We start from the raw sequence: 13,739 nt of genomic DNA on the forward strand, positions 1-13,739 counted from the left end.
GTCGAGTAATGGTGATAGAGAGTTGAGGGTTTCTGCGCTTGAATAGTCGATGTCGCAGGCAGTTATGAGTCCTGGAAATGGTATTAGCTTTTCGATTATTTCTGGATGCAGTCGTTTGTGCCAACCTGCTGACTCTAATAGTTCCAGCAAAACTACCGGAGCTAAATTACCTAATTGTTCGGCAAGATCGATCGCTGCTCTATCGCCCTGGAGACTTACTATTACTTCTAAAATATTCTGGACGATTAACTCCTTCTTGTGATGAATGCTACTCTTGAGCAATAGTAAAACTGCTTGATGCTCGGATAGAATTGGTTGATTGAGTCCGCGATAGCAGTTAATTAGATCTGGTAATTGAGCGAGTAAAAATTCTGCTCTGCGGACACTGCCAGCTTCTGGAGAAATTCCGCTCAAAATCCAATCTTCATCTTGAGGATTAATCGAGTATTGGCGGCGCAGTGCATCGATTTCGACTGAGTTTCGATCGAGACTAGGATTGGGATTAGTCAGATCTTGCTGTTGCTGCAATAGCATCAGCCTCTCTAGAGATTTGCGATAGCCAGTCAAGCGAATTTGATTTTCTAAAGTGCGTTTGCGATCGGGATTTAGCAACTCTGGATCTTCAATCCCTAATTCTTCTAATACCTCGCGGTGTTCGTCGTCAGTAATGCCTAGTTCCTGACGCAATTGCTGCAATACTTCTAGACTACTAGAATAATTGGCGTACCCTTCTTCCAATGCTTCGCGCACGACTCCTTTATAAGCAGTATGTCGCTTCTCTCGTGTAAATCCAGGTAAAACTTTTGCTAAAATATAAACTTCATGAGTATTGAGATCGCTCAAAGAACGACCTTCTACATACTGAGAAACATCCAGCTTTAATTTCTCCAACTGCTTGCGGAATCGACTTGCCAAATTCTCGCGCGAATACAGATCGGAGCTAAGTCTCCAAGTTTTATATACCCACAATGTACTCAATAATACTAGTGCAAGCTCGTAGACATACTGAACCGAAATCGGCATTAGTTGAACTAAAGGACGACCACCAAAAATAAAGAAGAAGTTGAAAATAAAAAACGTACACAGCGTAAAAATGCGATGTCTAATTACGTCCGGCGACAGCTTTAGATCGCGCTTGCGACTATAAGACTTTGCCCATTGCTCGATCGATCTGCCCACCCGATCGCCGATCGCGGTAGAGATCCCCAATGTCATTGGTACAGCCACAATTTTAGGAGTATTTATCGCCTGTCCGAATAGATAAAATCCTGGATCTAATAGTGTTGATAGTTGGTCGGTTTGTCTCGCCCACGCGCCGGAAATATAATAGTCCCAACTACCAGCATACAGATAATAATAACCAAAATAACCGATAACTAAACCCACATAACCATAGCGCAACCATGATACTTCTGGCTTATTCAAACCATCCCAGTAAACGCGTGCTGAATCGATATCAATGCAGGGATTTTGACAGGCAACACAAGCACTTTGTTCTTTCCCATCAGGTAATACCGTCCGACACATCGATTGGGTAATAGACGTATCGCTAGTATGTGCCTTACTACTAAATAAGCCACCAGGCTCACTATAAATTTGCTGCACTGGAGCCATTGGACAAAAATAATTGCACCATGATTTACCGCCATACAAATAGCCGACAGTAATCGCAGCCGCGATCGTAAATAATAGCCATAATGCTAATACCAATCGATCGGCATTAAAAAACAAAATTCGCCCGCACAATCCGACAAATAGCCAGCCAAATTGCACGTACGGATAATTTTTACCCAACCACGAATCAGGCTTGACTTTTGGCAACTCATAGCGAACTTTTCCCGTATTCGGACTCTCGCGTTTGAATTGTCTTTGTTTGCCTAATGCACGGGGAATTTGTGACAAAAATGACAGCGGACAAATCCTGCGCCAAACTTCATGCCCGAATACGAGCAAAATGAAGATCGACGACGGAACGATCGCCCCCCAAAATAAGGTCGTAGCCAATGGATAAGGCTGCTCTACCAGACACTTTCCCTGCACCGAAATACAGCTACCTGACAACCTTAACGGACTCCAAGGATGACTTGGCTCTGTCAGTACGGAAGTCCAAGGATCGTAAAACAATGATGCAATAATCAGCAGCCATGCGATCGTTAATATCCAACGAACCACGTGCATTTGCCGTTCGGGTAGCTGTGAGAACATACAACGTAGAAGTTAACTAGTAGTAAAGAGTTTTTATGTGGATATTATCTCGATCGAAACCCACATCTATATAATAGATGACATTAAAATGTGGATAGTCTACCGATCGACATAAAATTATGAGTCAAGCTATTGCTGATTAGATTGTTTAGCATCTTACAAACCAACTGTTTCAGTTCGATCGACGATCGACATTTATGCGACCGCCTCGGTGGCACGCTTTCGTCCGATCGAAATTAATTGCCTTTCATCTTGACAACCTAAGCCCGGTTAAGAATGAATCAGCCCTGCTAGCTCGTCAACTGGGGATTTTTGAGTTAAATTATGTAAATAAACTATCAACCGATCGCCACCGCAATGAAACGGACTTACAACGATACCCTGAGCGATATTCATGATGCTCCCGATCTCCAGAGTCTCGTCTGCGATAAACGATCGGGCAAACGCGCGACTACCGCCAAAGGCAACCGCCGCAACCGCCGCTATGAGAACCGGATGCTCAATGCCCAAACTTGTGAAAATTTTGACGAAGGTGAGGACACGTTTGTCGAGGATAATTAAAATCTGCATTGGTAGCTTAGAGATCGCCATTAACACGATCGCTTGTGCGATTGCCTTATCGATCGTCGGGATGGTAAACGGCATCGTTGTACCCATCGAGCTAATGAGAATTCCCACTATATAAAAATTCGAGGGCGCGGTTACGCAAATCATAATAGCGAGGATCTTCGAGCATTTGTTCGCGATCGCGAGGACGCTCAAAGGGAATATCTAAGATCTCACCAATGCCCGCTGCTGGCCCTTCTGTCATCATTACTAATCGATCGGCTAAGAATAAACACTCATCGATATCATGTGTCACCATCAGCACCGTACACCCAACTTCGCGGACGATTTCGGATACTTCTTCCTGCATTTCTTCTTTGGTAATTGCATCCAAAGCACCGAAAGGTTCATCTAGAATTAACACTTCAGGACGCAGACAAAAAGCCCGCGCGATCGCGACCCGCTGACGCATTCCTCCAGATAATTGGGTGGGTTTTTTTTCCATTGCCTCGCCCAAACCAACCATCGTTAAAGTATCACGAACGATCCGATCTTTCTCCGATTTAGACTTGCTGGGATGGACGGAATCCAACCCAAAATAGACATTTTCATAAGCTGTCATCCACGGCATCAACGAGTAATTTTGAAACACCACCATCCGATCTGGCCCTGGCTTGGTAATTAACTTACCATTCATGGTGACTTGACCTTCGTTGGGTGTGGCAAATCCAGAAAGTGTATTTAGTAATGTAGATTTACCGCAGCCGGAGTGTCCAATAATACAAATAAATTCACCTTGCTTGACAGTAAGATCGATATTTTTAATTACGACATTTAATCCCGCTCTGGCAGGATAAGTTTTGGTAACTCCTTGAAAGCTGATAAAGTCTTTGTTGACGTTTTTTAATCTTCCCGACATAGGTGCAGCAGTAGTAGTCATAGGATTTAGGATTTAATTGAGAGTTAAGAATTGAGAATTGGGTTGTATCGCACTAGGGATTTAACCATGGGAGCATCGCTCCTGTTCTCTGTCATTTAAAGAGAAGATATTTCGTAGAGAAGATATTTCGTAGGGTGGGCACTGCCCACCAGCTAAGTTTCAGGTATAATCCATTCGATCGATAATTATGCTTATTTATTCACCGATCGCCTTAATGAATTTCCGCTAGAGTGATATCGCGTTTGATTTTGAGATTGTTGAGATAGCTAATCGGATCTTTGGCATCGAAAGTGGTACCATCGACGAGTTGAATCGAACCGCGACTGTAAGAAATCTCGGTCATCCCTAATTCCCGTGCTGCCGTACTAAAGACACCAACGCGACAGGTATTTTCCAGCACCTCTACCCAGTTGCGAGGGAACGGCACATCGCCCCACCGCGCCATCTCAACCATGTGCCACAGATGTTCTGTCCGACTGGGACGATTGACACCATCGCCGAAAAAGACGTGGTGAGCGACCGATTCGACCCCAGGGACGATATCATCGGGGCCGCCCAGATGGATAAAATCTAGATTGGTACCGATATATTCCTTGCGGGCTAAGATTTTGCGAATTTCTTCGGCATTAGCAGGATCGGCGCAGTAGCGGCAAGCGTCTAAAAGTGCCTTATTTAGGGCAATAAAGGTATTGGGGAATGCCGCTGCCCAATCTTGACGACAGCCCAGAACTTTGCCGGGATGACCGTTCCAGATGTCGATATCGCGGGCGACGGTAAAGCCAATTCCTTCGATTTCAGCGCGGAGATTCCACGGATCGCCGACGCAAAAACCGTCGATGGTGCCGTTTTTGAGATCTACGACCATTTGGGCGGGCGGGATTTGTTTCAAATGTAACTCCCGATCGGGATCGATGCCCGCACTGGCTAACCAATAACGCAGCAACAGGTTGTGCATGGATGAAGGATGTACTACACCCATCCGGTGCGGTTCGTTGGGGGTGGCGCGGATCGCTTCGCGGAAATCAGCCAGGGTTTTGACACCGAGTTTCTTAAATTTTTTATCGAGGGTAATGGCGTTACCGTTGCGGCTGATGGTGAGGGAGCTGACGATGGGTAGACTTTGCCCGCCCGCACCGCCGAGGGTAATCCACAGGGGCATTCCCGATGGCATGGCTGCTGCGTCGATATAGCCGCCGATCAGTCCATCGACTACGCCGCGCCAACTCGATTCTCGCACCAAGGAGGCTTGCTCTAAACCATGTTTGACAAAGAAGCCTTTTTCTTTGGCAATAATCATCGGCGCACATGCCGTTAAGGGCACAAAACCGAGTTGTAAGTTGACTTTTTCTAACCCGTGAGCGGCAACATGTTGAACTTTCTGCGCCCGCATTTTTTTAACTTGTTTCTGCTGGTTGAGAAAGTAGATAATTTCGCTGCGGAGCTGATAGTAGCTCGGATGTTTGACGGCTTCTAACCGTTTGCGCGGGCGGGGTAAATCGACCTCTAAAATGGAGCCAATTTTAGAAGCAGGGCCATTAGTAAGCATTACTACCCGATCGCTCATCAGTACGGCTTCATCGACTTCGTGAGTCACCATCAACGCCGAAATTTCGTTATCTTCGCAGATCTTAACTAGCTGTTCTTGCAAGTTACCTCGCGTCAAAGCATCGAGGACACCAAAGGGTTCATCTAATAATAATAAGCGCGGTTGCACTGCCAGAGCGCGGGCGATCGCGACCCGTTGACGCATCCCCCCAGACATTTCCCCAGGATACTTATCGATCTCTTTAGAAAGTCCGACGACACCGACATAATGCTCGATAATTTGTTTCCGTTCTTGAGCTGATTTTTCGGTCAGAACTTCATCAACCGCAAAAGCAACGTTTTCTCTTACTGTCAGCCAGGGTAAGAGCGAATAGTTTTGAAATACAACGATGCGATCGGGGCCAGGTTTAGTAATTGTTAATCCTTCTAAGGAAACCACTCCTTCTGTTGCTAAATCCAATCCCGCAATCATATTCAGCAGGGTGGATTTGCCACAGCCAGAGTGACCGATTAGCGAAATGAATTCACCGCGTTTGATTTGAAGATCGATACCGCGTAGGGCGACATATTCTTTCCCACCACCGAGTGGAAAGGTTTTTCCCGCATCTTGAATATTGACTAGTTCGGCTGTTGACATGGCAGTTTATAAATTTTGGATTTTTATGTAGGGTGTGTTATCCCAACGGGTAGCGCACCATATATTTGCTTGTAATGGTGCGTTACGCTTCGCGATAACACACCCTACGCATCGCTAAACAAAGCATTACTGCTTGACGATTTTGTTCTGCAACCAACTCATGGCAGTATCGAGCAATAAACCAACCGCGCCGATCCAAACCAAGGCGAGAATAACTTCGCTGATGTAGTTATTTTGATAAGCTTCCCAGATAAAGAAACCAATCCCGACAATCCCCGACATCACAATTTCAGCGGCGATAATTGCCAACCAAGCCAAACTAATTGCCACGCGCAAGCCAGTGAAAATGTAAGGCAGTGCGGAAGGAAGCAGAATTTTGAAGAAGTATTTTTGCTTGGAAGCTTGGACGACTTTAGAAACGTTAATGTAGTCTTGGGGAATTTGTTTGACACCAACTGCGGTATTAATTAAAATCGGCCAGACTGCGGTGATAAAGATGACGAATAAAGCAGCGGGTTCGTTTTTATTTAAGGCAGCGAGGGAAATCGGTACCCAAGCCAAAGGTGGAACAGTTCTCAAAAATAGGAACAAAGGATCGAGTGCGCGGGAGAGCATATCGCTGGTACCGATCGCAATGCCGAGCGAGATCCCGACAATCGCCGCTAATGTATAACTAATCCCCACCCGTTGCAAACTCGCCCAAGTCTGCCAGAACATCCCCTTATCGATGCCGCCGCGATCGTAAAAAGGATATTTTACTAATTCAAAAGTCCGAGGATCGGTAATCAGGCTTGAAGGGCCAGGTAATAGGGTAATTCCCGAAGATGATAATGCTTCCCACAAAGCTAAGAATGTAAAAATTGCGATCGCTGGTGGCAAGACATTTTTCTTGATGGTTTTGGCAGATATTTCCATACTGCCAATCCGAAATCCTGATGATTTGCGTATGCTAGAGGCCATAATAATGCTCCAAAATAAACTAAATTAAAACTAATCGATCGAAAACAGTAAGTAGGTGCAATTATTTACTTTATAAATAATGCGTAAAACTTAGCTGGTGGGCAGTGCCCACCCTACGAGATATCTAATCACCATCCACTATCCACTATTCACTATCCACTATTCACTATTAATCTAAGCTTTCATAGTTTTGATTTTCAAACTATCTAAATAAGCTTTCGGCTTTTCGGGATTGAATTCGGCACCGTCGAAGAATTTTTCGATGCCGCGAGAAGTCGATGGGGGGATATCTGCGCTGGCAATGCCCAATTCTTGAGCGGCCTCTCGCCAATACTTCTCGCCACTCACCGCGTTAATAATTCGATCGGCTTCACCTAACGCACCTTGAGGTAAGAATCCCCATCGGACGCTCTCGGTTAAGAACCATAAATCGTGACTCTTATAGGGATAAGAAACGCTGCCGCGAGCATCTTTCCAGTAGCGAATTGCTAACTTTTCATCCTTAACTGCTTTGCGATCGGCACCGAGGATATACTCACCCGTGTATGGGCCGATTAATAAATCGCTGGGAACGTTAAAGTATTTACGTTGTCCTAAGATAGCGGCCATTTCTGCTCTATTTTTGGGGTCGTCGCACCACATTTGCGCCTCCATAATTCCATTGAGAATTGCTTTAGCAGCTTTGGGATTTTTCCGCACCCAATCTTCGCGCATGGCAAAGTACTCTTCGGGGTGTGCTGGCCAAATTTGGGCTGTTAATACTGCTAAGAATCCGAACTTGCGGCGATCGCGCAAAATCCGCGATGGCCAAGGATCGCCCGTACTAAATCCATCCATCGAACCAGTCCGCATACTCGCTACCGTTTGTGCTGCGGGGACGGCGATCAGATTGATATCTTTGTTAGGATCGATGCCGCCTGCACCCAGCCAATAGCGAATCCAAAAATCTTGATTGACGCGGGGGAAAGTATAGGCAGCTTTAAATGGCGTGCCGTTTGCCTTCATTTCTCTAACGTACTCTGCTGCGCCGGATACATCTAGCCCAAAGCCTTTACCAGCATGTTGGGAGGCGATCGCGATCCCATTGCCTTGGGTGCTCAATTGCGCCAGCGACAACATCGGAATTTTGCGATTGCCCTTGGTAATCAGCCCTTCCGAAATCAACTGTGGCATCGGCATCTGCCACTGTCCACCATCGATCCCACCTCCAGCCGAGCCGATTTCGATATTATCTCGCGCCGCACCCCAAGAGGCTTGTTTCGATACGTCCACATCGGTCATGCCGTGACGCGCGAAAAAACCCTTTTCCCTAGCAATAATCAATGGTGCTGATTCGGCGATCGCAATGTAGCCCAGTTTAACAGATGGTGTCTCTGGGGTGGTTATCGAGCTGAGAGTCAGTGCTTGGGCTTTGGGAGATAAGGAGTCTGGGGAAGGTGGATTGATGGCGCAACCTTTGAGCAGGGTTGCGCCACCAGCGGCACCAGCCGCCAGCAAAAAGTGCCGACGCGAGAGATATTGCATGGGTTTTTAAGTAAGTATCTAAAGTTGATGCGATTTTAGGGCCGATCTTTAAAATCGACAAAATCAATGATTAATTCAAATATCATAGAAGAAATCATGACATAGCTCGATTGTATTTGTCAATACATCACGGCAAAATAAATCTGGACGATCTACAAATCGAGAAAAAACAGTTCTAATCGTTACAGTACAAGACTTTGCGAGACTCTTTCTCTGGGTCGATCTATGTAAACTGTCATAGATATAAACAATTATTAATTATCTTATTGATAGAATTAATCTATGTGTTTAGAGTATGTTAGTAGAGCTTGCAATAGACAAATTAAATTTTAAGTGATAGGGTAATAGAAAATCTCTATTAAAAAAAGAGGGTAGAGGGTAGTAATGGACAAAGACGCTTGCGTCCTCAGACTCCCTACTCCCTACTCCCTACCCCCTACTCCCTACCCTCTACCCTCCACTGTGAAACAAGCCACAATCCATCAGTTACATGTGTTAGAGGCGATTGCGCGGCACAACAGTTTCACCCGTGCTGCTGAAGAGTTGAACCTCACACAGCCGACCGTATCCCAACAAATGAAGCAACTGACTAAAATTGTTGGCATCCCCTTAGTCGAACAATTAGGCAAACGCTTTTACCTCACAGCAGCAGGCAAAGAAGTCCTTGCTGCCAGTCAAGAAATTTCGAGCCGCCTCGAATTACTCGAAAGCAGCCTTAATGAATTAAAAGGTCTAGAAAAAGGTCACTTGAGCCTAGCAACTACTACTACGGCTAAATACTTCGTACCGAGACTGCTGGGTACCTTCAAGCGACAGCATCCCGCCATCGAGCTGAGTCTCAATATTACCAATCAAGCGCAAGTACTCGACAGGCTTGCCCACAATCAAGACGATTTGTATTTTACGGGCAGACCGCCCAAAGAACTCGATATCGAACTGCGACCAATTTTACCCAACCCTCTGGTGGTGGTGGCTCCTAGCGACCATCCCCTCGCCCGCGAACAAAAAACAATTCCGCTCAAGCGACTGATTGAAGAGCCATTTATCATGCGCGAATCCGGCTCTGGTACTCGCGCTATTGTGGAGCAGTTTTTTGCCGACAATCGGTTAGAAATAAATACCGTGATGGAAATGAGCAGCAATGAAGCAATCAAACAAGGGATTGCGGGCGGTTTGGGACTTTCGGTATTGTCCCTGCACTGCCTATCGCTAGCCGTTCCGGGGGGACCGTTAACTTTTTTAAATGTTGAAGGTTTTCCGATTCAACAGCAGTGGTATGTAGTTTATCCTTCTGGCAAACAGTTATCTCTTGCCGCTCAGACATTCCTAGATTTTTTACTCAATGAAGGTAAAGCAATTGTCGAAGGTACCTTAGAAGATCTGTCGAACTTGAATGTTTTACCTCATCCACAGCCAATCGATCCGTCTGTATAGATCCGATTAACTGTCGCTGACAGTCAGGACATCATTTTGAGCCAGACAACCATCCTCCAGATGGACGATCCGATCGGCTACATCGAGAATCCGGTTATCGTGAGTTACCATCAAAATTGTCGTGCCCTGCTCCTTGGCTAGTTTCTGCATGATCTCGACGATTTCTCGACCTGATTTGCCGTCTAGAGCGGCTGTCGGTTCGTCCGCTAGCACCAGCTTAGGATGGCTCATCAGGGCACGGGCGATCGCGACGCGCTGTTTTTGACCCCCAGAGAGATTATCGGGGTAGTAGGACTTGCGATCGCTCAATCCGACGGCATCGAGCATTTCGGTGGCGCGATCTTTAATTTCTTTGCCGCTCATATTGGCGTGCAGTTGTCCCGCCATTTGGACATTTTGTTGGGCGGTGAGCGATTTGAGCAGGTTGTGAGCTTGGAAGATATAGCCGATATTCCGCCGCACTTCGATGACTTTGCGTTTACTCGCACCCACCATTTCTACACCCAGTACTTTCATACTCCCCTCTTGCGGCGATCGCAAGCCCCCCGATAATGTGAGTAGGGTAGTTTTCCCAGAACCAGATGGCCCTGTCATCAAGACGATTTCACCTTTACCAATTTGGAGGTTGATATCAAACAACACTTGTTTTTTGAGATTACCTTTTCCAAAGTAGTAATTGAGCTGATGAACATCAACGACAATATTACTGTCGGGATTACCACTATCGATATTTACTAAATCTTGGTTTTTAGGTTTGAAGGTTAGCATGTGATTAGGGGATAGGGAATAGGGAATAGGGGATAGTATTAGTTGTAAGGTGAGCAGGTTATAGGGTGGGCACTGCCCACCATTTAGGTTGTAGGCAGTATTAATCTAAAAAATAATTATCCCAATCTATTTAACTGAACAGTCCAAATTCTTTAAGTGCTGGTAAGAAGTTGTTATTTTCATGTTGCGATCGAGTCAACTTAATTAATGCAAATCTTTGAATAATTGCCAGATTTGCCCATTGAAGTCGATCGATATTCACACCCTCCTCAGCGGCTTTAGTTGTCACGCTCTCTGGAATTTCGCGATCGTTCGACCACGGTGGATGTGGATCGATCGACAGTAAACTGGCTGCATGTCCGGTATGTTGAAATATTAATTTACTGACATACTCTTTATAAGCGATAACTTCGGATTCTCGATCGCATTGCAGCTCAACTAGTTGCTGGCACTCAGCTTGCGTAAATCGATTCCATTCCGCCAACTTCAATTTCACACCACAAGTATCCAACTTCAACCGCACGATCATCGGAATACAACGCAAAGAATCAACAAAATCAGCTTCAAATTTAAAGTATGTCATGGAATTAGTGGATAGTGAATAGTGGATAGTGAATAGCGAATATCCACTATTTAGAAATAAAATAAGATCCTAACTATCCTATTTGCATATCGAGTATCATTTCAATAATCTCTCTAGGTAACTAATTAATATTAAAAAATTCATCTTTGGAGTATAACTAATCGATCGCTCCAATTATCTTTTTTACCACTATTCACTATTCACTATCCCCTAATTCCTCACTCCTGCCATAATTAGATCGATCGATTCTTGAGTATGCCGTTGAAGTAACTCTTTACCTAACAAGCGTTTACCCGGCCACATATATTTGAGATTTTCTTGCGCGGTAAAATAAAAGGTACAAGTACCAATGATATTAACGGCGGTATGTCGGGGTTCGAGTTGGCGAAATGCACCTGTTGTCATTCCCCGTTCCAAAATCTCGACGAGCGTGCCGTAGAGCAAATCTCCCAATTGCTTGGGGTAATACTTACCTTGATTTTGAATTGCTTCAAGCGACAGAATACTCCCAATTCGGGGATTTTCTGACATGCAGCAGAGGATTTGTTCGAGCAATGTCACTAGTGCGGCATCTGGCGGTAAGCAGTCTAGTTGAAGTTGCTGCATCATTGCCAACGCCTCTGTAAAACAACGTCCCAAGACGGCTCGATACAATTCTTCCTTACTGGAAAAATAATAGTAAATCGTCGCCTTGGTAACACCAGTCTGGGCGGCGATCGTTTCCAGTCGCGCGGCAATTAAACCCGTAACTGCAAACTCGGCTTCGGCGGCATCTAAGAGTTGATTCTTGGTGGCTTCGGAATTGCGGGTGAGTGTGGCTGTCTTGGCGGTCTTTTGTTTGTTAATTACGGGCATTATATCAGGTGATGCAACAGATTATTTGACTAAATGGTAAGTATAAAGCATTATCTATAATCCTATTATGGCATAGGGTCTAGCAATTGTAACTTATTTGACATATATTTTATTTTTAGGTTAAACTAACTAACGAGTAAGTAAATTACTAGGGGACATAACGTAAGGCAACTCACAAGCTATGGGACAAGATAACTTTGTAGTCGATAAATTTAAGAGCCTGAATCCTGTCACCCGCTGGGTTGCTATCGGTGCCTCAGCCGCCGCGCTCTTGCTGTTGCCAGCCGGACTGCACTACGCTGGCACGTTTACCCAGCAACCAGCCGCCACTCAATCTGCCAAACCTGCTCCCACAGTAGAAGCCACCGCCGTCACCTCATTAGGACGGTTGGAACCTTTGGGCGAAGTCATCAAAGTCTCCGCGCCTAGCTCTCAAATGGGGCAGGGCACGATAACACAATTGCTAGTCAAAGAAGGAGATCGAGTTACCCAAGGACAAATCATCGCCGTCCTCAACAATCGCCAACGCCTAGAAGCAGCTATAGCCAAAGCTACAGAAGACGTCAAAGTCTCGCAAAGCAATCTCGCTAAAGTCAAAGCTGGAGCTAAACAAGGCGAAATCGGTGCCCAAAAAGCCGAAATCGATCGACTAAAAAGCCAGCTCCAAGGCTACCGCGATACCTACGTGGCTACCAAAGCGCGCCTCGAAGCCCAACTTAAATGGGAACCCGCTGCCCAAGCTGGCAAAATTGCCTCCCTCAAAGCTCAACTAGCAGGCGAAACACCCACCCAAGCAGCCACCCTCCAGCGACTGCGATCGCAATTGAGCAATACCGAAGTAGACTATAAACGCTTTCAACAACTGTATGCCGAGCGGGCGATCGAAACCACTAGACTCGATGCCAAACGGCTCGAAGTCGATACCATCCGCCAACAAATCGCCGAGGCTCAGTCCAAATACAACCAGACTGTGGCTACCCTCAACCAACAGATTATCGAAAATCAAGCCACCCAGCAGAAGATCGTCAGTACCGCCCAACAACAACTTGCCGAAGCCAAAGCCAACTACGATACCAGCGTAGCTACCACCAACCAACAAATCGCCGCCGCCCAAGCCACCCTAGCCAAAATCGCCGAAGTCCGCCCCGTCGATGTCGCAGGTGCCCAAGCAGAACTTGCTCGCGCTCAAGCTACAGTCCGCCAAGCCCAAGCCGAACTAAATGAAGCATACGTCCGCGCCCCCATCGCTGGCGAAATCCTCAAAGTCCACACTCGCGCTGGTGAAGCTCCTAGTACCAACGGCGTCGTTGAAATGGGACAAACCAGCCAAATGGTTGCCGTCGCCGAAGTTTATGAAAGCGACGTTCGTAAACTCAAAGTCGGACAATCCGCCACCATCAAGAGTGAATCCGGCGCATTTACTCAAAATCTCCGAGGCACAGTCACAGAAGTCGGACTCCAAATCGGCAAGCAAGATGTCCTCAATACCGATCCTGCCGCCGATTCCGACTCCCGCGTCGTCGAAGTCAAAATCGCAATCGATCCCACTGACAGCACCGCTGTAAAGGGGCTGACGAATTCTAAGGTATCAGTTCAAATTAATACTCAATAGGGGGATAGGGGAAAGGGGAAAGGGTCATGGGTAAAAGGTAAGAGGTAAAAGGTAAAAGGTAAGAGGTAATGGAACAATTCTTCATCTCCCAGTCCCCCCACTCCCCCACACCCCCACACCCCCACTCCCC

At 46.1% G+C, this 13,739-nt stretch carries 11 protein-coding genes; 2 read left to right on the top strand and 9 right to left on the bottom strand.

Going from position 1 to position 13,739, the window contains the following annotated elements; genetic code table 11:
• The 6 genes from RMO35_RS24300 to RMO35_RS24325 form a co-directional block, all read right to left on the bottom strand.
• A partial coding sequence (locus RMO35_RS24300; protein ID WP_309745182.1) for a 4Fe-4S binding protein occupies positions 1-2,205 on the bottom strand: 2,205 nt, incomplete at its 3' end.
• A gap of 270 nt (positions 2,206-2,475) precedes the next feature.
• Complete coding sequence (locus RMO35_RS24305; RefSeq protein WP_309745184.1) at positions 2,476-2,850, bottom strand: hypothetical protein; 375 nt, start codon at positions 2,848-2,850, stop codon at positions 2,476-2,478.
• A gap of 16 nt (positions 2,851-2,866) precedes the next feature.
• Positions 2,867-3,691, bottom strand: coding sequence for a nitrate ABC transporter ATP-binding protein (locus tag RMO35_RS24310; protein WP_309745186.1), 825 nt, complete (start codon positions 3,689-3,691; stop codon positions 2,867-2,869).
• Positions 3,692-3,902: 211 nt separating this feature from the next.
• On the bottom strand, positions 3,903-5,873 hold the full coding sequence (locus RMO35_RS24315) for a nitrate ABC transporter ATP-binding protein (RefSeq protein WP_309745188.1): 1,971 nt from the start codon (positions 5,871-5,873) through the stop codon (positions 3,903-3,905).
• A gap of 126 nt (positions 5,874-5,999) precedes the next feature.
• Complete coding sequence (gene ntrB, locus RMO35_RS24320; protein ID WP_396135726.1) at positions 6,000-6,833, bottom strand: nitrate ABC transporter permease; 834 nt, start codon at positions 6,831-6,833, stop codon at positions 6,000-6,002.
• Between the two features lie 174 nt (positions 6,834-7,007).
• On the bottom strand, positions 7,008-8,357 hold the full coding sequence (locus RMO35_RS24325; RefSeq protein ID WP_309745190.1) for a CmpA/NrtA family ABC transporter substrate-binding protein: 1,350 nt from the start codon (positions 8,355-8,357) through the stop codon (positions 7,008-7,010).
• A 462-nt stretch (positions 8,358-8,819) separates the two neighbouring features.
• Between RMO35_RS24325 and RMO35_RS24330 the strand changes: the two genes are divergently transcribed.
• On the top strand, positions 8,820-9,791 hold the full coding sequence (locus tag RMO35_RS24330; RefSeq protein WP_309745193.1) for a LysR substrate-binding domain-containing protein: 972 nt from the start codon (positions 8,820-8,822) through the stop codon (positions 9,789-9,791).
• A 6-nt stretch (positions 9,792-9,797) separates the two neighbouring features.
• On the opposite strand, the gene RMO35_RS24335 is transcribed toward RMO35_RS24330, so the two are convergent.
• The 3 genes from RMO35_RS24335 to RMO35_RS24345 all read right to left on the bottom strand — a co-directional run bounded on the left by RMO35_RS24335 (position 9,798) and on the right by RMO35_RS24345 (position 11,997).
• Positions 9,798-10,559, bottom strand: a complete 762-nt coding sequence (locus RMO35_RS24335; RefSeq protein WP_309745195.1) for a DevA family ABC transporter ATP-binding protein — start codon at positions 10,557-10,559, stop codon at positions 9,798-9,800.
• 130 nt (positions 10,560-10,689) lie between these two features.
• A complete protein-coding gene (locus tag RMO35_RS24340) occupies positions 10,690-11,142 on the bottom strand; it encodes a nitrate reductase associated protein (RefSeq protein WP_309745197.1) in 453 nt (150 codons plus the stop codon).
• 210 nt (positions 11,143-11,352) lie between these two features.
• Positions 11,353-11,997, bottom strand: a complete 645-nt coding sequence (locus RMO35_RS24345) for a TetR family transcriptional regulator (RefSeq protein ID WP_309745199.1) — start codon at positions 11,995-11,997, stop codon at positions 11,353-11,355.
• A gap of 181 nt (positions 11,998-12,178) precedes the next feature.
• Here RMO35_RS24345 and RMO35_RS24350 point away from each other — a divergent pair, with 181 nt between their 5' ends.
• Positions 12,179-13,609, top strand: coding sequence for an HlyD family efflux transporter periplasmic adaptor subunit (locus tag RMO35_RS24350; protein WP_309745201.1), 1,431 nt, complete (start codon positions 12,179-12,181; stop codon positions 13,607-13,609).
• The last annotated feature ends 130 nt before the right edge of the window (positions 13,610-13,739 follow it).

The sequence above is a fragment of the Chamaesiphon sp. OTE_20_metabat_361 genome (genome assembly GCF_031364565.1).

What these genes read in the sequence shown, in the direction of transcription:
- RMO35_RS24340 (WP_309745197.1), bottom strand. Translation starts at nt 11,142, where the DNA reads ATGACATACTTTAAATTTGAAGCTGATTTTGTTGATTCTTTGCGTTGT.
- RMO35_RS24315 (WP_309745188.1), bottom strand. Translation starts at nt 5,873, where the DNA reads ATGTCAACAGCCGAACTAGTCAATATTCAAGATGCGGGAAAAACCTTT.
- RMO35_RS24335 (WP_309745195.1), bottom strand. Translation starts at nt 10,559, where the DNA reads ATGCTAACCTTCAAACCTAAAAACCAAGATTTAGTAAATATCGATAGT.
- RMO35_RS24305 (WP_309745184.1), bottom strand. Translation starts at nt 2,850, where the DNA reads ATGCCGTTTACCATCCCGACGATCGATAAGGCAATCGCACAAGCGATC.
- ntrB (WP_396135726.1), bottom strand. Translation starts at nt 6,833, where the DNA reads ATGGCCTCTAGCATACGCAAATCATCAGGATTTCGGATTGGCAGTATG.
- RMO35_RS24325 (WP_309745190.1), bottom strand. Translation starts at nt 8,357, where the DNA reads ATGCAATATCTCTCGCGTCGGCACTTTTTGCTGGCGGCTGGTGCCGCT.
- RMO35_RS24310 (WP_309745186.1), bottom strand. Translation starts at nt 3,691, where the DNA reads ATGACTACTACTGCTGCACCTATGTCGGGAAGATTAAAAAACGTCAAC.
- RMO35_RS24345 (WP_309745199.1), bottom strand. Translation starts at nt 11,997, where the DNA reads ATGCCCGTAATTAACAAACAAAAGACCGCCAAGACAGCCACACTCACC.
- RMO35_RS24350 (WP_309745201.1), top strand. Translation starts at nt 12,179, where the DNA reads ATGGGACAAGATAACTTTGTAGTCGATAAATTTAAGAGCCTGAATCCT.